This is a genomic window from Streptomyces cucumeris (genome assembly GCF_024295805.1).
GTDB lineage: Bacteria > Actinomycetota > Actinomycetes > Streptomycetales > Streptomycetaceae > Streptomyces > Streptomyces cucumeris.
Map to the genome: position 1 here is coordinate 165933 of NZ_JANCLX010000005.1, position 19811 is coordinate 185743.

Consider the following 19811-nt stretch of genomic DNA (forward strand, 5'->3'; position numbering starts at 1 on the left):
CTTCGAGATGGTGTTCTCACATTCCGGGGGCGCACATCCGTCCTCAGAACGGGTGCACACCCACCGGGGAGGCGGGTGGCGGACCGTAGCCCTCCGCGATCCGCTGGTGATACGTGTCACGGTCGATGACCTCGAGCCCCACGATCTCCCACGGCGGGAGGTTGGCCGTGGAACGGTGCTCACCCCACAGCCGCAGCGCGACCGCCGCCGCGTCGTGCAGATCACGGGCCTCTTCCCAGTACCGGATCTCGGCGTGATCGTTGGCGTAGCGGCTGGTCAGCAGGAAGGGGTGGTCATGGGCCAGCTGCTCCAGGGCCCGGCGGACCTCCCGCAGCGGCGCCTCGACGCCCGAGACGCTGAGGGTGATGTGCCACAGCCGGGAGCTCTCCACGCGCCCGGCGGCCCGCGCCGCGGTCTCCCCGGTCCCGGCCTCCCTGGCCGAGGTACCGATATCGCCCGTTCCGACACTGGTCAGGGTGCGCTCCGCCGCTCCTCTGGGCGACGCCCCCGGGCGCCCTCGTCTCACCGGCGGCCTCCTGTAGCTCGCTGCTCCGCTCGTCCGCGGGCGGAGCACTAGTGGCGGTGTGGCGATGGTCCGCGGCTTCCGCTCACGCTCCGGGGCCGCCGCGGCCCACCACGGGCCCGCTGCCCTCGCGGCCCCGTGGAACAAAGTTGACCAGCCGAGGGGGTGCCGCGGGGCCTTTTTGCACAAGGTCTCCAAGGAATGACACGGACTTGTCGCGAATTCCTCCCCACTTTCCCTCCACCGCCCGCGCCCCCGCCCGCCCGCGCGCGGCGCGGGGAGCCGGTGCGCGGGCGCCGGGAGAACGGCCGCGCGCCCGCCGGGCCGGGGCCCGGGCACGGGCACCCGCCACGAGCGGGGATCAGCGGTCGAGCACCACGAGGTCGTCGCGGTGCACGACCTCCCGCTCATAGGCCGGTCCGAGCTCACGGGCCAGCTCATGGGTGGACCGGCCGAGCAGCCGGGGGATCTCCTTGGCGTCGAAGTTGACCAGCCCCCGGGCCACCGCGCGCCCCTCGGTGTCCCGCAGCTCCACCGGGTCCCCCGCGGTGAAGTCCCCCTCCACCGACGCGATACCCGCCGGGAGCAGCGAAGTGCGCCGCTCCACCACCGCCCGTACCGCCCCGTCGTCCAGGGTGAGCGCGCCGCGCGGCGCGGAGGCGTGCGCGAGCCACAGCAGCCGGTTGGCCGAGCGGCGGCCGGTGCGGTGGAAATAGGTGCCGGTGCGGCGGCCGAGCAGGGCGTCACCGGCCCGGCTGGCGGAGGTGAGCACCACCGGTACGCCCGCCGCGGCCGCGATCCGGGCCGCCTCGACCTTGGTGACCATGCCGCCGGTGCCGACCCCGGAGCGGCCCGCGCTGCCGATCGACACCCCGTCCAGGTCCTTCGGCCCCCGGACCTCGTCGATCCGGGAGGTGCCGGGGCTCCGGGGGTCGCCGTCGTAGAGGCCGTCCACATCGGAGAGCAGCACCAGCAGATCCGCCCGCACCAGATGGGCCACCAGGGCCGCCAGCCGGTCGTTGTCGCCGAACCGGATCTCGTCCGTGGCCACCGTGTCGTTCTCGTTGACGATCGGCAGCGCGCCCATGGCCAGCAGCTGGTCCAGGGTGCGGGTGGCGTTCCGGTAATGGGCACGGCGGCTGGTGTCGTCCGTGGTGAGCAGCACCTGGCCGACCCGCCGCCCGTAGCGGGCGAAGGACGCCGTGTAGCGCGCCACCAGGAGGCCCTGTCCGACACTGGCGGCGGCCTGCTGCCGGGCCAGGTCACGGGGGCGGCGGTCCAGGCCCAGCGGGGCCAGCCCGGCTGCGATGGCGCCCGAGGAGACGAGGACTATCTCCTTGCCCTCCCCCGGCGTCTCCGGCTCGCCCCCGGCCCCCTGCAGAACCTTCGCGACCACGTCGACCAGCGCGTCGACCCGGTCCGCGTCCAGACCCCCCGCCGCGGTGGTGAGGGAGGACGATCCGACCTTGACCACGATCCTGCGGGCGGCGGCCACCTCGTCCCGTACCGCCGACCCGTCCTGCTCAGTCACTCCGCTCCCCTGCTCCGTCCCCGGCCTCATCACACGTCCGGAGGCGGCGGTCACGCACCGTACGCCCCACAGAACGCATGCCCTGCACACTCATCATGACAAGGGGGCAATCTACGGCAGGCGCGCCCTGGCCCGCCTGCGCGTTCCAGCCCCCGGACGTGCCGCGCACCGCCTCCCCGGTGATCGTTTGGACCCGGTTCGGGGCGGTTGGCGCCTGCGCGGATTGCTACCGGGCCGGACGTCGGCATACGGTCAGGGGTCCCCCTTATCCGTCCGTTGCCCTCCTGCCAGGAGCCCTCCCCGTGCCCTCTGCCGGATTCGCCCCACGCCGGGTCGTACAGCTGACGGCGTTGCTCGCGATGGTGGTGTTCTTCACCACACAGCTCGTCGGCGCCGTGCTTCCGAACGTACCTCTCCTCATCGTCTCCTCGGCGTGTGGTCTCGCACTCGATCTCTTCCTCCAGCACAAGCAGCCAGGTCTGCTGTCGCTGCTGGGCAAGGTCCGCTTCGACGTCACGGTGCGCCAGCTGTTCCGCGACATGCTCATCATGGTCGGGCTGCTGCGGATCGAGGGCATCAACCCGCTGCACGAGCAGGCGCCGCTCACCGTGGCGCTGCTCGCCTTCTACGTGCTGCACTTCGCGTGCCAGGCGGTGGCCATACTGGTCCGCCGCTCCCGGCAGCTCCCCTTCGTGACGCGCAACATCGACGCGTCCGCGCTGCGGCTGAGCGACGCCCCGCCGCGGCTGTTCTCGCGCCAGCACGGCCGCCGGCTGCTGCGGCTGGCCGTTCCGGCCACCGCCGGTCTGCTGGTCACCGCGGCCACGAAGAACGGCTGGTGGGGCGGTGCCGGTCTGGCGGTCGCGCTGCTGATCGCCCTCGGCGGGACCGTGCACCTGGGCACCTGGCTGCTGCCGCGCAAGCGTGTGGCCGGCGAGGCCAAGGCCCTGGAGTGGCTGGACAACTGGCTGGCCGAGTACCAGCCGACCGTGGGCATGTACTTCTCCGGCGGCAACTCCTCCGCCTACCAGGCGAACATGTGGCTCTCCACGCTCGCCGCGCTCGACGGCAACCCGATCATCGTGCTCCGTGAGCGGTTCATGGTGCAGAAGATCGACGCCACCGATGTGCCGATCGTCTGCCTCCCCAAGGTCGCGCACCTGATGCGGCTGGAGCACTCGACGCTCAAGGTCCTGCTGCACCCGGCGAACTCCGGCAAGACCTCCCAGGTGCTGCGCATCCCCTCGATCAAGCACGCGTTCACCAACCACGGCGAGAGCGACAAGCTCTCGAGCTGCAACCCGTACGCCAAGGCGTACGACGAGGTGTGGGTCGCGGGCCCGGCCGCGCGCGAGCGCTACCAGCTCGCCGACATCGGCGTCGAGGACAAGGACGTGGTCGAGGTCGGCCGTCCGCAGCTCGCGCCCATCCGCCCCCACGCGGGCGTGCCCACGGGCGAGTTCACCACCGTGCTCTACGCGCCGACCTGGGAGGGCTGGGACGGCAACCCCGGCAACACCTCGGTGGTGCTCGCGGGCGAGAACATCGTCCGCGCGCTGCTGGCCGACCCCAAGGTCCGGCTGCTGTACAAGCCGCACCCGATGACCGGCTCCGTCGACCCCCGCGCGGGCAGCGCCAACGAGCGCATCAAGGCGATGATCACCGAGGCGAACACCCGCCGCGACGGTGACCGGCCCGGCGCGGAGGCCGCCGCCGAGCTGGCCCGGCGGGCCGATGAGCTCAACCGGCTCACCAGCACCGCGTTCCGCCCCAGCGCGGACGAGATCGAGCGGATGAAGATCCAGGACGCCCCGGAGGACAACCGCGCGGCGGGCGTCGCCGCGGCCACCGCCGCCTGGGAGAGCGCCTACTGGGCCTCGCTGCCGGACTGGGAGCACCAGATCGTCACCGGCCCGCGTCCGGCGATCTTCACCTGCTTCAACCAGGCCGACGTGCTGATCAGCGATGTCTCCAGCGTGGTCTCCGACTACCTGACGAGCGAGAAGCCGTACGCCGTGGCGAACACCAGCGGGATGCCGGAGGAGGAGTTCCGGGCGGGCTTCCCGACCGTGCGCGCCGCCGCGATCCTCACCCCGGACGGCTCGGGCGTCGCGGAGCTGCTGGCCGCGGTGCGGAACCCGGAGCAGGACACCCTCGCGGCCGCCCGCGCGGAGCTGAAGGTGCATCTGCTCGGTCCGTCCGACCCGCCGTCGCTGGTGCGCTTCAACCAGGCGTCGCTGGACCTGTGCGCCGAGGCCGACCGGCGCCGGGCCCGGATGGCCACCCGGCTGGCGGACGAGATCCCCTCGCAGCGCGAGGCCCGTGACGCGGCCGAGGAGATGGAGCTGGAGCCCGGCTCACCGGAGCCCGAGGAGACGGCGACGGTCTGATCCGCGCAAGGACACCAGAAGGGCCCGGGAGCTTCCTCCCGGGCCCTTCTCATATCCGTCTGCCCTTCCCGGGCCGCGGCGCGGCTAGAACGGGTTGAAGGAGTCGAACTCCTCCTGCGCCTCGTCGCGCTCCGCCTCGCGCTCCCGGCGTCGCTGCGCGGCCGGACGCGGGGCCTCGAAGCGGTGGTCCTCACCGCGGCGGCCCAGCATCTCCGCGCCCGCGTTCATGGTCGGCTCCCAGTCGAAGACGACCGCGTTGTCCTCGGGGCCGATGATGACCTCATCGCCCGCGCGGGCACCGGCCTTCACCAGCTCCTCCTCGACACCGAGGCGGTTCAGCCGGTCGGCGAGGTAGCCGACGGCCTCGTCGTTGTTGAAGTCGGTCTGGTGGACCCAGCGTTCGGGCTTCTCGCCCAGCACCCGGTAGGAGCCGTCCTCGGCAACGACCGTGAAGCCCGCGTCGTCCACGGCCTTGGGCCGGATGACGATTCGGGTGGCCTCCTGCTGGGGCTTGGCCGCACGCGCGTCGCCGACGATCTTCGCCAGGGCGAACGACAGCTCCTTGAGGCCGAGGTGGGCCACCGCCGAGACGTCGAAGACCTGGTAGCCACGGGCCTCCAGATCCGGACGGATGATGTCGGCGAGGTCCTTGCCGTCGGGCACATCGACCTTGTTGAGCACCACGATGCGCGGCCGGTCGTCCAGACCGCCGTACTGCGCGAGCTCCGCCTCGATGACGTCGAGGTCGGTCACCGGGTCGCGCTCGGACTCCAGCGCGGCGGTGTCCAGGACGTGCACCAGCACCGAGCACCGCTCGACATGGCGCAGGAACTCAAGGCCGAGGCCCTTGCCCTGGCTGGCGCCGGGGATCAGCCCGGGGACGTCCGCGATGGTGTAGACGGTCGAACCGGCCGTGACCACGCCGAGGTTGGGCACCAGGGTGGTGAAGGGATAGTCGGCGATCTTCGGCTTGGCGGCCGAGAGCACCGAGATCAGCGACGACTTGCCCGCGCTGGGGTAGCCGACGAGGGCCACGTCCGCGACGGTCTTGAGCTCCAGGACGATATCGCCGGTCTGGCCGGGCTCGCCCAGCAGCGCGAAGCCGGGGGCCTTGCGGCGGGCCGAGGCGAGGGCCGCGTTGCCGAGGCCGCCGCGGCCGCCCTGGGCGGCGATGAAGGTGGTGCCCTGGCCGATGAGGTCGGCGAGGACGTTGCCCTTCGTGTCGAGCACGACGGTGCCGTCCGGAACCGGCAGCACCAGGTCCGTACCGTCCTTGCCGGAGCGGTTGCCGCCCTCACCGGGCTTGCCGTTGGTGGCCTTGCGGTGCGGGCTGTGGTGGTAGTCGAGCAGCGTGGTGACCGACTGGTCGACGACCAGGATCACATCGCCGCCGCGGCCACCGTTGCCGCCGTCCGGGCCGCCCAGCGGCTTGAACTTCTCACGGTGTACGGAGGCGCAGCCGTGGCCTCCGTTACCCGCGGCGACATGCAGCTCGACGCGGTCCACGAAGGTGGTCATGACGGATGCCTCCAGAGGTGTTCGGTACGTGTTCTGTGGTGGTCAACGCGCCGAGGGCGGACCCGCTTCCCCGTCACGGGAAAGAGCGGTCCGCCCTCGGAAAGGTGTGCGTGTCGCGCCGGGGCTGATTACTCAGCGACCGGAACGATGTTCACGACCTTGCGGCCACGGTGGGTGCCGAACTGCACCGCACCGGCGGCCAGCGCGAACAGCGTGTCGTCGCCGCCGCGGCCGACGCCCGTGCCCGGGTGGAAGTGCGTGCCGCGCTGACGGACCAGGATCTCACCCGCGTTGACGGCCTGGCCGCCGAAGCGCTTGACGCCGAGCCGCTGGGCATTGGAGTCGCGACCGTTCCGAGTGGACGATGCGCCCTTCTTGTGTGCCATGTCTCCTCAGTCCCTTACTTCGCAGCCGAGTCGATGCCGGTGATCTTCAGCGCGGTGTGCAGCTGGCGGTGGCCGATCCGCTTGCGGTAACCGGTCTTGTTCTTGTACTTCAGGATGTCGATCTTGGCACCCTTGTGGTGGTCGACAACCTCGGCGTGGACCTTCACGCCGGCCAGCACCCAGGGGTCGCTGGTGACGGCGTCGCCGTCGACGACGAGCAGAGTCGAGAGCTCGACACTGTCGCCGACCTTGCTGTCGGACATCCGGTCGACCTCGATGACATCGCCCACGGCCACCTTCTGCTGGCGGCCGCCGGTGCGCACGATCGCGTACACGCGGTTCTCACTCTCTCGTTCGAAGACGGGACCTCTGATGCCAGCCGCTCCACATGACCCTCCACGGGTCATGACAACCGAGTGATTCCGCGCGACGACTGCCGCTTGTGATTCATCTTCGGCCGAGCGGCCTCTCCCGACGGAGCGGGAGGGATCTGCTCAGGGGTTTGGCGTACAGACGCCGAGGGTCAAGGCTACCAGAGCCCGGAGGGGCGCCTGCTCGGGTGAGGAGGCGCCCCTCCGGGGCCGTGGGACGACCGGCCGTCAGTCGTCGGCGGCGGCCGAGACCGCCTGCGGCGACTGCTGCTCCGCCGCCGCGGTCTTCTTCGACGCCGACTTCTTGGCCGTGGTCTTCTTCGCCGTGGTCTTCTTGGCCGTCGTCTTCTTGGCGGCCGTCTTCTTCGCCACGGTCTTCTTCGCGGCCGTCTTCTTCGCCGGGGCCTTCTTGGCGGCGGTCTTGCGCGCCGTCTTCCTGGCCGGAGCCGCGGCCTCGCCGTCAGCCGGTGCGGCCTCGGCGGCCTCCGCCGCCTCGACCACCGGCTCGGGCTCCGGCGCGGAGTCGGCCGCGGGCGCGCCCACGACCACCACGGCGGCGTCCTCGGCACCCGCAGGCGAGCCCGCCGGGGCGGACACCTTCCGGGTCACCCGGCGGCGCGCACGCGGCGCGGGAGCGGCCTCGGGAGCCTCGGGGACCTCGACGGCCTCCGGGGCGGCGGGAGCGGGCACCTCGGCCGGGGCCTCGGCGGCCTGCTCCGACGCCTTGCCGGACCGCCGCGCCTTCTTCTCGGGCTTTCCGGCCTTCCCTGCCTTCTCGGCCTGGGGCGCTTCCTTGTGCTCGTCCGCGCCGACGACCACGACGGCCTCCTGCTGCGCGGCGGCCTTCGGGGCACCCGCCGGGGCGGACGCCTTCCGGGTCGCCCGGCGGCGGGTACGGCCACGGCCGGCGGCGGCCTCGGCCTCGGCGGCGCTGCTGTACAGCTCCTCGTCGGCCGCGAAGACCGGCTCCGGCAGGGCCGTGGGCGCCGCGGCCTCGGCCGCGACCTCCTCGGCCGCCTCGACGACCGTCTCGCCCTCGGGCTCGGTCTCCGGCTCGGCGGCGGCCCGGTCCTGCTCGGGCGCCTGCTGGCCGCCACCGGACTTCTTCTTCTTGCGCTTGCCGCCACCGCCACCGACCGAGGTGGGCTGGTCCATGTGGAGGATCACGCCGCGGCCGTTGCAGTGGACACAGGACTCGGAGAAGGACTCCAGCAGCCCCTGGCCGACCCGCTTACGGGTCATCTGGACCAGACCCAGCGAGGTGACCTCCGCCACCTGGTGCTTGGTGCGGTCCCGGCCCAGGCACTCCAGCAGCCTGCGCAGCACCAGGTCCCGGTTGGACTCCAGCACCATGTCGATGAAGTCGATCACGATGATGCCGCCGAGGTCGCGCAGCCGTAGCTGGCGCACGATCTCCTCGGCCGCCTCCAGGTTGTTCCTGGTGACCGTCTCCTCCAGGTTGCCGCCCTGGCCGGTGAACTTGCCGGTGTTGACGTCGACGACGATCATCGCCTCGGTCCGGTCGATCACCAGCGAACCGCCGCTGGGCAGCCAGACCTTGCGGTCCAGCGCCTTCATCAGCTGCTCGTCGATCCGGTACGTGGCGAAGACATCGACGTCCGAGGTCCACTTCTGGAGCCGGTCGGCGAGGTCGGGCGCCACATGCGAGACATAGCCGTGGATGGTGTCCCAGGCGTCGTCACCGCTCACGATGACCTTGGAGAAGTCCTCGTTGAAGATGTCGCGGACGACCCGGACGGTCATGTCCGGCTCGCCGTAGAGCAGCGACGGGGCGTTGCCGCTCTTCGCCTTCTTCTGGATCTCCTCCCACTGCGCCTGGAGGCGCTGGACGTCGCGGGCGAGCTCATCCTCGCTGGCGCCCTCCGCGGCGGTGCGGACGATCACGCCCGCGTCCTCGGGAACGATCTTCTTCAGGATCTGCTTCAGCCGGGCCCGCTCGGTGTCGGGCAGCTTGCGGCTGATACCGGTCATCGAGCCCTCGGGCACGTACACCAGGTAGCGGCCGGGCAGCGAGACCTGGCTGGTGAGGCGGGCGCCCTTGTGGCCGATCGGGTCCTTGGTGACCTGGACCAGCACCGACTGCCCGGACTTCAGGGCGGTCTCGATCCGGCGCGGCCCGTTGGCCATGCCCAGCGCCTCGAAGTTCACCTCGCCCGCGTACAGCACCGCGTTGCGGCCCTTGCCGATGTCGACGAAGGCGGCCTCCATCGACGGCAGCACGTTCTGGACCTTGCCCAGGTAGACGTTGCCGACGTAGCTGCTGGACTGCTCCTTGTTGACGAAGTGCTCGACGAGGACGTTGTCCTCCAGCACCCCGATCTGGGTGCGCTCACCGCTCTGCCGCACCACCATGACCCGCTCGACCGCCTCGCGGCGGGCCAGGAACTCGGCCTCGGTGATGATCGGCACCCGGCGGCGGCCCTGCTCGCGCCCCTCGCGGCGGCGCTGCTTCTTGGCCTCCAGACGGGTGGAGCCCTTGATGGACTGCACCTCGTCGGCGCTGGTGCCGGACTCGGCGTCCTTCTTGCGGGGCTCGCGGACCTTGACGACGGTGCGCTCCGGGTCGTCCCCGCCCGACTCGACGTCGCTGTCCCCGCTGCGGCGGCGACGGCGACGGCGACGACGGCTGCTGCTGGAACCCTCATCGGCTCCGGCACCCTCGTCGGACCGGCCACCGGACTCCCCGTCGCCCTCGGCCTCGGCGGCGGACTCGTCCTCGTCACGCTCCTCGCCCTCGGCGCGGCCCTCGCCGCCCTCGGCGTCGGCGGTCTCACCACGGCGGCGACGACGGCCGCCACGGCGACGGCGGCGGGCCGGGCGGTCACCCGACTCCTCGTCGCCCTGCTCGCCCTCGGCGTGCTGCTCCTCGGCCTCGGTCTCGGTCTCGGCCTCGGCCTCGGACGGTGCCGCGGATTCGGCGGCCTCGGCGGGCGCGGTGGTCTCCTCGGCCTCCGTGCGCTCCTCGGCGGGCTCACCACGACGGCGGCGACGGCGGCGGGCGGGCGCCGCGGTCTCGGCCGCGGGCTGCTCCTCCTCGGCCTTGGCCTCGGTCTCGGCGGTCTCCTCGCCCTGGGCGGCCGCGGCCTCGGCGGCGGCGCTCTCCGGGGTCTGGAACACCGGCTCGGTGAAGACCGGCGCCTGGAAGACGGCCGTCGGCGGGCGCGCGGCCCGGCGGCGGCGCGGCGCGGGCTCCTGCTCGGGCTCCGCCCCAGCGCCCTCGGACGCCGCGGGGGCGTCGGCGGAAGCGGTCTCGGCGGCGGCCGCGGCCTTACGGGTGGCGCGGCGACGGGTGCGCGCGGGAGCGGCGGACACGGTCTCGGCCTCGGCGGCCTCCTCCGTCTCCTCGGGCTTCTGCTCCGGGGCGGCCGCGGCCGTCTCCGGCTCGGCCGCCTCCGGCGCACCGGCCGGGGCGGTCACCTTGCGGGTGGCGCGACGACGGCGGGCGCGCGGCGCCTCCTCGGCCGGTTCGGCCGGGGCATCGGCTGCGACTGCGGCTGGGGCGGTGGCCTCCTCACCACTGCCGCCAGCGGCCGCCGTAGCCGACGCGTCCTCGTCGGCCGACCGCGGAGCGCCCGCCGGAGCGGTCGCCTTACGGGTGGCGCGGCGACGCGATCGCGCGGGCGGCGCGGAGTCGGCGGCGGGCTCGGCGGGGGTGTCGGCCGTGGCCTCGGCGGGCTGCTCATCGGTGGCCACGACGGTCTCGGCACTCTGCGGCGCTCCGGCCGGGGCCGCGGCCTTGCGGGTGGCACGGCGGCGGCTGCGGGCGGGCGGCGCGGTCTCGGTGACCGGCTCGGCCACCGGCTCCGCGGCGGGCTCCGTACCCCGTCCGGCCTCGGCGGGGACGACCGTTTCGGCGGCCTCGGGTGCTCCGGCCGGGGCCGTGGCCTTACGGGTGGCACGGCGGCGGGAACGCGCGGGCGGCGCGGCGTCGGACGCGGCGGCGGCCGGCTCGGAGGCGGTCACCGCGGCGATCTCCTCGGCCGGTATGGCCGGCACGGCGGGGGCGACGGTCTCGGCGTCGCCCACCACGCCCGCCGGAGGTCCGGCGGGCCGGGACGCCGCGCGGCGGCGGCGTGGCGGCAGGGTGTCGCTGGGGGTGCCGTCCTGGGCGTCCCCGGGGGCGGCGCCAACGCGGGGCGCGCTCTGTCCCAGGGGCTGCACAGGCTGGACAGGTTCGATCGGCTCAATCGGCTCGAGCATGCGGGCGGTTCTCCCGTCACGCTCCCGGGCGCCGCGCCTGCTTCCGGCCGCAGCCGCGCTGTGCGCGGGTGCCGCCGTCCGGGGCGTGGGCGCCGCACGGGAGCTGTCGTCTCGCTCGCCGGGACCGGACATGGCCGGGACCGGCGAAAGTCTCCTGGTCAGTGCGCCAGCCGGACCCGGGTGGCTCCCAAGTGCATCGGCGGCGCATCGACGGCGGTCCTTACGCGGAACCTTCCGGCGCCATCGCGGCGGTCAGCTCGGCGGCCGTGGGTGGGGCGGCCGTGACTGCCTCGCGATCGGGCGCGAGCGGGTCGGTCACCGTGCCGGACTCCTCATCGAGCAGCCCCTGCGCCAGCCTGGTCACCGCTGCGGGGACCGGCGGCGCCAGGTCGGCCGTGGCGCGGAGACCGGACAGGACGTCGTCGGGTCGTACGGCAGGTGTCAGATGCCGTACTACCAGCCGCAGTATCGCACAGCCACCGTCCACCGGCCTATCGGCCGGGGCGCCGGTCGCCTCCAGCCGGACCACGGCGGCACGCGCGTCGAAGGTCCGCAACCCGTTTTTGGTCCGGCGCTCCACCTCGACCGTGTCGGCCGCGAGGAAGGCGGTGACGGCCCGTTCGGCGTCCGCGGGGGCGACCCGGTCCAGCCGGATCTCCCATACGGACGCCTCCAGCCGGTCCGCCATACCGGACGTCCTGGCCTCGACGGCGTCGATGACGTCCAGGCCGGGAGGCAGCGACTCGTCGAGGAGGGCGCGCAGCGTGTCGGGGTCACGCGCCTCGGTGAGCTGGATCTCCAGGTACTCGGCCTCACTGCCGGTGCCGGTGGGTGCGGCATTGGCGTACGACACCTTGGGGTGCGGGGTGAAACCCGCCGAGTACGCCATGGGCACCTCGGCGCGGCGCAGCGCCCGCTCGAAGGCGCGCTGGAAGTCGCGGTGGCTGGTGAACCGGAGGCGGCCGCGCTTGGTGTAGCGCAAACGGATGCGCTGCACCGCCGGTGCGGGCGGCGGGCCTTCGGGCTGTCGCTTGCCCAGGGGAGTGTCTCCTTGTGTTCCTGGCTTTTCCGTGCCGGGCCGGCTCGGCCCGGCACGTTCCAGCCTACTTTGTGGGCTGTCCGTCGACGGTTCGGCTACTTCACGACCGACAGCGGCAGCAGCTTGCGGCCCGTGGGGCCGATCTGGATCTCGGTCTGCATCTGCGGGCAGACGCCGCAGTCGAAGCAGGGGGTCCAGCGGCAGTCCTCGACCTCGGTCTCGTCGAGCGAGTCCTGCCAGTCCTCCCAGAGCCAGTCCTTGTCGAGCCCGGAGTCCAGGTGGTCCCAGGGCAGGACCTCCTCGTAGGAGCGCTCGCGGGTGGTGTACCAGGCGACGTCCAGCCCGAAGCCGGGCAGGGTCCGCTCGGCGCACGCCATCCAGCGGTCGTAGGAGAAGTGTTCGCGCCAGCCGTCGAAACGGCCGCCGTCCTCGTAGACGGCGCGGATGACGGCGCCCACCCGGCGGTCGCCGCGGGAGAGCAGGCCCTCGACGATGCCCGGCTTGCCGTCGTGGTAGCGGAAGCCGATGGAGCGTCCGTACTTCTTGTCGCTGCGGATCCGGTCGCGCAGCTTCTCCAGCCGGGCGTCCGTCTCCTCGGCGCTGAGCTGCGGCGCCCACTGGAACGGGGTGTGCGGCTTGGGGACGAAACCGCCGATCGAGACAGTGCAGCGGATGTCGTTCTTGCCGGACACCTCACGGCCCTTGGCGATGACCTTCGTCGCCATGTCGGCGATCTGGAGGACGTCGTCGTCGGTCTCGGTGGGCAGACCGCACATGAAGTACAGCTTCACCTGGCGCCAGCCGTTGCCGTACGCGGTGGAAACGGTCCGGATGAGGTCCTCTTCGGAGACCATCTTGTTGATGACCTTGCGGATGCGCTCCGAACCGCCCTCGGGGGCGAAGGTCAGACCCGACCGGCGCCCGTTGCGGGTCAGCTCATTGGCCAGGTCGATGTTGAACGCGTCCACCCGGGTCGAGGGCAGGGACAGACCGATCTTGTCCTCTTCGTACCGGTCCGCCAGCCCCTTGGCGACATCGCCGATCTCGGTGTGGTCGGCGGAGGACAGCGACAGCAGGCCGACCTCCTCGAAGCCGGTGTTCTTCAGCCCCTTCTCGACCATCTCGCCGATACCGGTGATGGAGCGCTCGCGCACCGGACGGGTGATCATGCCCGCCTGGCAGAAGCGGCAGCCACGGGTGCAGCCGCGGAAGATCTCCACCGACATCCGCTCGTGGACCGTCTCGGCCAGCGGCACCAGGGGCTGCTTGGGGTACGGCCACTCGTCGAGGTCCATCACGGTGTGCTTGGAAACCCGCCACGGCACGCCCGAACGGTTGGGCACCACCCGGGAGATCCGGCCGTCGGCCAGGTACTCCACGTCGTAGAACCGCGGTACGTAGACCCCGCCGGTGCGGGCGAGCCGGAAGAGCAGCTCCTCGCGGCCGCCGGGGCGGCCCTCGGCCTTCCACGCCCGGGTGATCTCGGTCATCTCCAGCACGGCCTGCTCACCGTCGCCGATCACCGCGCAGTCGATGAAGTCCGCGATCGGCTCGGGGTTGAACGCGGCGTGACCGCCCGCGACCACGACGGGGTGGTCCTCGGTACGGTCGGCGGCGTCCAGCGGGATCCCGGCCAGGTCGAGCGCGGTGAGCAGGTTGGTGTAGCCCAGCTCGGTGGAGAACGAGACGCCGAACAGGTCGAAGGCCGCGACCGGGCGGTGCGCGTCCACGGTGAACTGCGGCACCTCGTGCTTGCGCATCAGCTCCTCGAGGTCCGGCCAGACGCTGTAGGTGCGCTCGGCGAGCACACCCTCGCGCTCGTTGAGGACCTCGTAGAGGATCATGACGCCCTGGTTGGGCAGACCGACCTCGTAGGCGTCGGGGTACATGAGCGCCCAGCGGACGTCACAGTCGTCCCACGGCTTGACCGTGGAGTTGAGCTCCCCGCCTACGTACTGGATCGGCTTCTGCACATGCGGGAGCAGGGCCTCGAGCTGTGGGAAGACCGACTCGACAGACATCGTGTGGGAGATACCTTCGTGAGCTGACAGGGGTGACCCTCAAGCGTACCGGTCCCGCGGGCACCCTCTCGCCACACCGCGGTGGAGCCGCCCCCGGGCCGGTCAGCGCCGCAGCGCCGCCCGGTGCGCGGGGCGGGAGACCTCGGCCCACAGCTCCGGCAGCTCCCGCTCCCGGGCGGCGGCCAGGGCCTCCTCACGGCCGTACAGCAGCCCGTAGGTGAAGGCGCTCTCCCCCGCCGCATGGGACTGGACGCCCAGTTCGCGCAGCGCCTCCCGGGCCACCACACCGTCCTGGTGGTCGCCGAGCAGCTCCTGCACCCCGGTCATCAGCTTCCTGAACCGCTTGGCGGGCTTGCCCAGGGCGGGGCGGGCCGCCTCGGCGGCGTAGCGGGCCCGTTTGGCGGCCTTGCGCGCCTCATGGAGGGTGAGGTCGCGCTCATGGCCCGCGGGGGCGTGCAGGGCCGCCTCGACGCGCTCGGCGAGCCGCCCGTAGTCGCGCAGCACCGCATCGAGGATCACCTCCCCGGCGGGGCGGGCGGCGGCCGGGCGCAGCGGCGGGTCGGCGAGCAGCCCGTCGAGCCGGTCGAGGAGGGCGAGATGGCGCTCACCGTCCAGGACCTCCAGCAGCCGGCCGCGCGAGCCCTGGCGGCGCGCCTCGGACCAGATCCGCAGCCGGGCGGCGACCGGGCCGAGCCGCAGCTCGACCGGGACCTCCGCGAGCCGTTCCGCCAGCCGCGCGGTGAGCACCTCGCGGTCACGGTCGACGCCCAGTTCGGCGGCGAGCCACTTCAGCTCGGCGCCGATGGGGTCGGTGACGGCGCGATCCAGCACCTTCCGGTAGGAGCGGAAGACGGAGCGCAGCCTGCGGGTGGCGACGCGCATGCGGTGGACGGAGTCGGGGGTGTCCAGGCGTACGGCGGGGTCGAGGGCGACGATGGCGGTGATCTGGCGGCGTACGTAGCCGAGGACGACATCGCCCGCGGTGTCCCCGGCCGGCTTCTTCGCCGGCTTCTTCGCGGACTTCTTCCGGGCGGACTTCTCCTGGGCGGGCTCCTTCGCGGACCGTGCCGGATCGGTCTCGGCCAGCGCCCGCGCCAGCTTGGAGGGCGCCGCCGAACGGCGCAGCCCCGCCGCGGTCAGCCGTGGCTCCAGCGCGTCCAGCAGCGCCGGGTCCCCGCCCTCGGCCAGCTCCACCTCGTACTCGGTCCAGCGGACCGGCTCACCGGTCTCCGGCGCCAGCCGCCGGGCCGTGACGCGGTCGGCGGAGATCTCGGCGAGCAGTGCGCCGTCGGCGTCCACCAGGTGCTTGACGTCCCGCTCGGACAGCAGGTGGACCAGGGGTATCAGCTCGGTGGCCCGGACCCGGGAGCGGACCAGCGCGGCGAGCGTACCGGGCAGGGTGTCCGAGAGCGGGGCGCGGATCTCGTCCCGGGTGTCCTCGCCCACGGGCAGTTTGAGATGCCAGCCCTCGTCACCGCCGCCGGTGCGGCGGCGCAGGGTGACCCCGTCGGCCGCCAGTCTGCGGCCGGGGGTGTCGTAGTAGGTGGCGTCCAGCGTGACCACACCGCGGTCCGTCATGTCCGCGACCGCGTCGACGCCGGTCAGGTCCGGCAGTCCGCCGTCCTTGGTGGTCCCGTTCGCCTCGTACTTGCGCTCGATCTCCCGCATCGTGTCCACCATGAACCGAATTTAGTCGCTCCGGGGCCGGTGCGGGGAGCCCCCGGAGCCCTCGGAGCGACTGATGACGGCGTCAGGCGGAAACCGGCCGCTGCACCCGGATGGACTGGAGCAGACCGACCGCGATCCAGACGGCGAACATCGAGGAACCGCCGTAGGAGACGAACGGCAGCGGCAGTCCGGCCACCGGCATGATGCCGAGCGTCATCCCGATGTTCTCGAACGCCTGGAAGGCGAACCAGGCGATGATCCCGGCGGCGACGACGGTTCCGTACAGCTCACTGGTGTCCCGGGCGATACGGCAGGCCCGCCACAGCACGATCCCCAGCAGCACGATGATCAGGCCCGCGCCGAGGAAGCCCAGCTCCTCCCCCGCCACCGTGAAGACGAAGTCGGTCTGCTGCTCGGGCACGAACTGGCCGGTGGTCTGGGTGCCGTGGAACAGCCCCTTGCCGGTGAGCCCGCCCGAACCGATCGCGATCCGCGCCTGGTTGGTGTTGTAGCCGACACCGGCCGGGTCCAGGGCGGGGTTGGCGAAGGCCGCGAAGCGGTCGATCTGGTACTGGTCCAGCACGCCGAGCTGCCAGATGAGCACCGCGCCCGTCACCGCGGTGAGGATCAGCCCGGCGACCCAGCGGTTGGAGGCGCCGGAGGCCAGCAGTACGGCGAGCACGATCACCGCCATGACCATCACCGAACCGAGGTCCGGCATCAGCAGCACGATGGCGATGGGCAGCGCGGCCAGCCCGAGGGACTGGACCACGGTGCGGTGATCGGGGTGCACCCGGTCGCCCGCGTCCACCCGGGTCGCCAGCAGTATGGCCATCCCCAGGATGATCGTGATCTTGGCGAACTCGGAGGGCTGGAGAGAGAACCCGCCGCCGACCTGGATCCAGGCGTGGGCACCGTTGACGGTCGAGCCCAGCGGGGTGAGCACGGCCAGCACCAGCACCACGGAGAGCCCGTAGAGGATCGGCACCGCCCCGCGCAGGGTGCGGTGGCCCAGCCAGATGGTGCCGATGGCCAGCAGCAGCCCGATACCGGTGTTGAGGGCGTGCCGGACCAGGAAGTAGTACGGATCGCCCTGGTTGAGCTCGGTGCGGTTGCGGGTCGCGGAGTACACCAGCGCCGCGCCGATGGCGGACAGCGCGAGCGCGCAGACCAGCAGCACCCAGTCCAGCCGCCGCACCAGCGAGTCACGGGCGGTCAGCTTGCTCCAGGTGCCGCGCTCCGGAGTGAAGCGGCGGACGGAGTAGTCGCGGGTGGACGCGCTCATCGCTGTGCCCCCCTGCGCCGGTCGTTCGCCGTGACGGCGAACTGCTTGCCCAGGGGCTGGGCCTCGATGGAGCCATCGGACTCGATCTTGGGGAGATCGGCCTGCGGCTCGGGCAGCAGCGCCTTCTTCTTGTCGATACCGCCCTTGCCGCCGATGCCGTAGAGGGCGTTGTAGATCTTGCGAACGGCCGGGCCCGAGGCCCCGGAGCCGGTACCGCCCTGGGAGATCGTCATGATGACCGAGTAGTCCTTGGTGTACGTCGCGAACCACGAGGTGGTCTGCTTGCCGTAGACCTCGGCGGTACCGGTCTTGGCGTGCATCGGGATCTTGTCCTGCGGCCAGCCGCCGAACCGCCAGGCGGCGGTGCCCCGGGTGGCCACACCGGCGAGCGCACTGTCGATCTTGTCGCGGGTGGCCGCGTTCATCGGCAGCTTGCCGTGCGGGGTGGGCTTGATCTTGGTGACCTTCTTGCCGTCGGGGCTGATGATCGCCTTGCCGATGCTCGGGTCGTACAGCGTGCCGCCGTTGGAGATGGCCGAGTAGATGGTGGCCATCTGGATCGGCGTGACGAGGGTGTCGCCCTGGCCGATGGAGAAGTTCACCGAGTCACCGGCGCGCATCTTCATGCCCTCGAGGCAGTTCTCGTAGGAGAGCCGCTGGCCGTAGTCGCCGTCCTTCTTGGCGCTCTTGCACCAGCCGTCCTTGTTGGCCTTCCAGTAGTCCTTCTTCCACTGGCGGTCCGGGACCCGGCCGGTGACCTCGTTGGGCAGGTCGATCCCGGTCTCCTTGCCCAGGCCGAACTGGTGGGCGGTCTTGTAGAACCAGTCCGCGGGCTTCTTCCTGGGCTTGTTGCCGCCGTCCTTCTTCCACTGCTCGTAGGCGAGGTTGTAGAAGACGGTGTCGCAGGAGACCTCAAGGGCCCGGCCGAGGTTGATGGAGCCGTAGTTGGCGGACTCGAAGTTCTTGAAGACCTGGCTGCCGATACTGAAGGAGCTGGTGCAGGGGAAGCGGCCGTCGAAGTCGTACCCGGCGTTGACCGCGGCGGTCGTCGGGATCACCTTGAAGATCGAGCCGGGGGCCGCCTGGCCCTGGATGGCCCGGTTCAGCAGCGGGTAGTTGGAGTTCTTGCCGGTGAGCTGCTTGTAGTCCTTGCCGGAGATACCACCGACCCAGGCGTTGGGGTCATAGGTCGGGTTGGAGGCCATGGCCACCACCCGGCCCGTCTTCGCCTCCATCACCACGACCGCGCCGGAGTCGGCCTTGTAGTTGATGCCGGTGTTCCGGTCGTGCACCTTGCGGGCGTCCTTCATCGCCTGCGCCAGCTCCTTCTCCGCGACCGCCTGGACGCGGGAGTCGATGCTGGTGACGACGTTGTCCCCGGGGCGGGCCTTCTGGCTCTCCTTCTGCCCGATCACCCGGCCGAGGTTGTCGACCTCGTAGCGGGTGACCCCGGCCTTGCCGCGCAGCCGGCTGTCGTACTCGTGCTCCAGGCCGTTGCTGCCCACCTGGTCCGAGCGGAGCAGCGGCGACTTGGTCTTCTCGGCCTTCTTGATCTGCTCGTCGGTGACCGGGGAGAGGTAGCCGAGGACCTGCGCGGCGTTGGACCCGGCGGGCGCGGCGTACCGGCGCACGGCGGTGGGCTCGGCGCTGATCCCGGGGAAGTCCTCCTCGCGCTCCCGGATCTGCAGGGCCTGCTGCGGGCTGGCCTCGTCGGTGATCGGGATGGGCTGGTAGGGGGAGCCGTTCCAGCACGGCTGCGGCGTCTTGGCGTCACACAGCCGGACCTTGTCCTGGACGTCGTCGGGCTTCATCTTCAGCACGCCCGCGAGCCGGGTGAGCACGGCCTTGCCGTCGTCCGGCTCCTTCATGAGCGCGGTCCGGCTGGCGGAGACCACGAGCCGGGTCTCGTTGTCGGCCAGCGGCACGCCCCGCGCGTCCAGTATCGAGCCGCGCACCGCCGGGTGGACGACCTGCTGGACGTGGTTGTTGGCGGCCTTCCTGGTGTACTCGTCGCCGTTGCGGATCTGGAGGTACCACAGCCGTCCGCCGAGGGTGAGCAGCAGGGAGAAGACGAGGATCTGGATGGCGACCAGCCGGACGGTGACCCGCGGGGTCCGCCCGGTCTCGGGAATGTTGCTCACAGGCGCTTGACCCCCTTGATACGTCCCGTCCGGCCCTTGCCCGCCTTGGCCAGGAGACCGCCGCCGCGCTGGCCGCCGATCCGGGCCGGGCGGCCGATGCGCTTGAGCCGGCTCATCCGGCCCGCCCGCGCGGTGCGGACCCCGCCCGCGGCGCTGATCCAGCGGGACGCGCTGTCACCGCCGGGGCCGCCCGCGCTGTCGGCCATCGGATCGTTCTCGGCCTTCCGGGCGAGCGTCATGATCAGTGGTACCGCAAAGGGAGCCAGCAGCAGGTCGTAGAGGGCCGCGGTGAACAGCAGCTTGCTCAGGCCCACATGGCGGGCCGCGTCATCGCCCACGAGCTCGCCGACGCCCGCGTACAGCAGGGTGGCGCCGATGGCCGCCCCGACGACCACCAGCATCGGGCCGGTGGCCGACCGGAGCTGGCCGCTCTCCGGTTTGGCGAGCCCGGCCAGATAGCCGATGACGCACAGCACCAGGGCGTAGCGGCCGACCGCGTGGTCGGCGGGGGGCGCGAGGTCGGCCAGCAGCCCGGCGCCGAAGCCGATGAGGGCGCCGCCGGTGTGGCCGTAGACCAGGGCGAGCCCGAGGACGACGAGCAGCAGCAGATCCGGGACGGCGCCGGGCAGTTGGAGCCGGGCCAGTACGCAGATCTGGGTGAGCAGGGCGAAGAGGACGAGGAGGGTCGACAGGAGGATCCGGTTGAGGTGCAGCATC

Annotated in this window: 13 protein-coding genes; 1 reads left to right on the plus strand and 12 read right to left on the minus strand. The window is 72.0% G+C overall.

Annotation, left to right across the window (positions count from 1 at the left end):
* Positions 1 to 43: 43 nt before the first annotated feature.
* Both NMK44_RS09650 and proB read right to left on the minus strand, forming a co-directional pair.
* Complete coding sequence (locus NMK44_RS09650; RefSeq protein ID WP_254740438.1) at positions 44 to 526, minus strand: DUF8830 family protein; 483 nt, start codon at positions 524 to 526, stop codon at positions 44 to 46.
* A gap of 358 nt (positions 527 to 884) precedes the next feature.
* On the minus strand, positions 885 to 2018 hold the full coding sequence (gene proB / locus NMK44_RS09655) for a glutamate 5-kinase (RefSeq protein WP_254740838.1): 1134 nt from the start codon (positions 2016 to 2018) through the stop codon (positions 885 to 887).
* Positions 2019 to 2356: 338 nt separating this feature from the next.
* Between proB and NMK44_RS09660 the strand changes: the two genes are divergently transcribed.
* A complete protein-coding gene (locus NMK44_RS09660) occupies positions 2357 to 4444 on the plus strand; it encodes a CDP-glycerol glycerophosphotransferase family protein (protein ID WP_254740440.1) in 2088 nt (695 codons plus the stop codon).
* Between the two features lie 84 nt (positions 4445 to 4528).
* Here the strand turns inward: NMK44_RS09660 and obgE are convergent, their stop codons facing one another.
* The 10 genes from obgE to mreD form a co-directional block, all read right to left on the minus strand.
* Complete coding sequence (gene obgE, locus NMK44_RS09665; RefSeq protein WP_254740442.1) at positions 4529 to 5962, minus strand: GTPase ObgE; 1434 nt, start codon at positions 5960 to 5962, stop codon at positions 4529 to 4531.
* Between the two features lie 128 nt (positions 5963 to 6090).
* Positions 6091 to 6348 carry a 50S ribosomal protein L27 gene (rpmA, locus tag NMK44_RS09670; RefSeq protein ID WP_009717948.1) on the minus strand — a complete coding sequence of 86 codons (258 nt, stop codon included), beginning with the start codon at positions 6346 to 6348 and terminating at the stop codon, positions 6091 to 6093.
* Between the two features lie 14 nt (positions 6349 to 6362).
* On the minus strand, positions 6363 to 6683 hold the full coding sequence (rplU, locus tag NMK44_RS09675) for a 50S ribosomal protein L21 (RefSeq protein WP_176182991.1): 321 nt from the start codon (positions 6681 to 6683) through the stop codon (positions 6363 to 6365).
* A gap of 264 nt (positions 6684 to 6947) precedes the next feature.
* A complete protein-coding gene (locus NMK44_RS09680) occupies positions 6948 to 10940 on the minus strand; it encodes a ribonuclease E/G (RefSeq protein WP_254740444.1) in 3993 nt (1330 codons plus the stop codon).
* Between the two features lie 220 nt (positions 10941 to 11160).
* The gene (locus NMK44_RS09685; protein ID WP_254740446.1) at positions 11161 to 11937 is read right to left on the minus strand and encodes a TIGR03936 family radical SAM-associated protein; all 777 of its coding nucleotides are present in this window, start codon (positions 11935 to 11937) and stop codon (positions 11161 to 11163) included.
* A 137-nt stretch (positions 11938 to 12074) separates the two neighbouring features.
* Positions 12075 to 14000, minus strand: coding sequence for a TIGR03960 family B12-binding radical SAM protein (locus NMK44_RS09690; RefSeq protein WP_254740448.1), 1926 nt, complete (start codon positions 13998 to 14000; stop codon positions 12075 to 12077).
* 102 nt (positions 14001 to 14102) lie between these two features.
* Complete coding sequence (locus NMK44_RS09695) at positions 14103 to 15680, minus strand: CYTH and CHAD domain-containing protein (protein ID WP_254740450.1); 1578 nt, start codon at positions 15678 to 15680, stop codon at positions 14103 to 14105.
* A gap of 70 nt (positions 15681 to 15750) precedes the next feature.
* Positions 15751 to 16953 carry a rod shape-determining protein RodA gene (gene rodA, locus NMK44_RS09700; RefSeq protein ID WP_254740452.1) on the minus strand — a complete coding sequence of 401 codons (1203 nt, stop codon included), beginning with the start codon at positions 16951 to 16953 and terminating at the stop codon, positions 15751 to 15753.
* Complete coding sequence (gene mrdA, locus NMK44_RS09705) at positions 16950 to 19094, minus strand: penicillin-binding protein 2 (RefSeq protein ID WP_254740454.1); 2145 nt, start codon at positions 19092 to 19094, stop codon at positions 16950 to 16952. Before mrdA ends, rodA begins: the two co-directional genes overlap by 4 nt.
* The gene (gene mreD, locus NMK44_RS09710; protein ID WP_254740840.1) at positions 19091 to 19807 is read right to left on the minus strand and encodes a rod shape-determining protein MreD; all 717 of its coding nucleotides are present in this window, start codon (positions 19805 to 19807) and stop codon (positions 19091 to 19093) included. Before mreD ends, mrdA begins: the two co-directional genes overlap by 4 nt.
* Between the last annotated feature and the right edge of the window lie 4 nt (positions 19808 to 19811).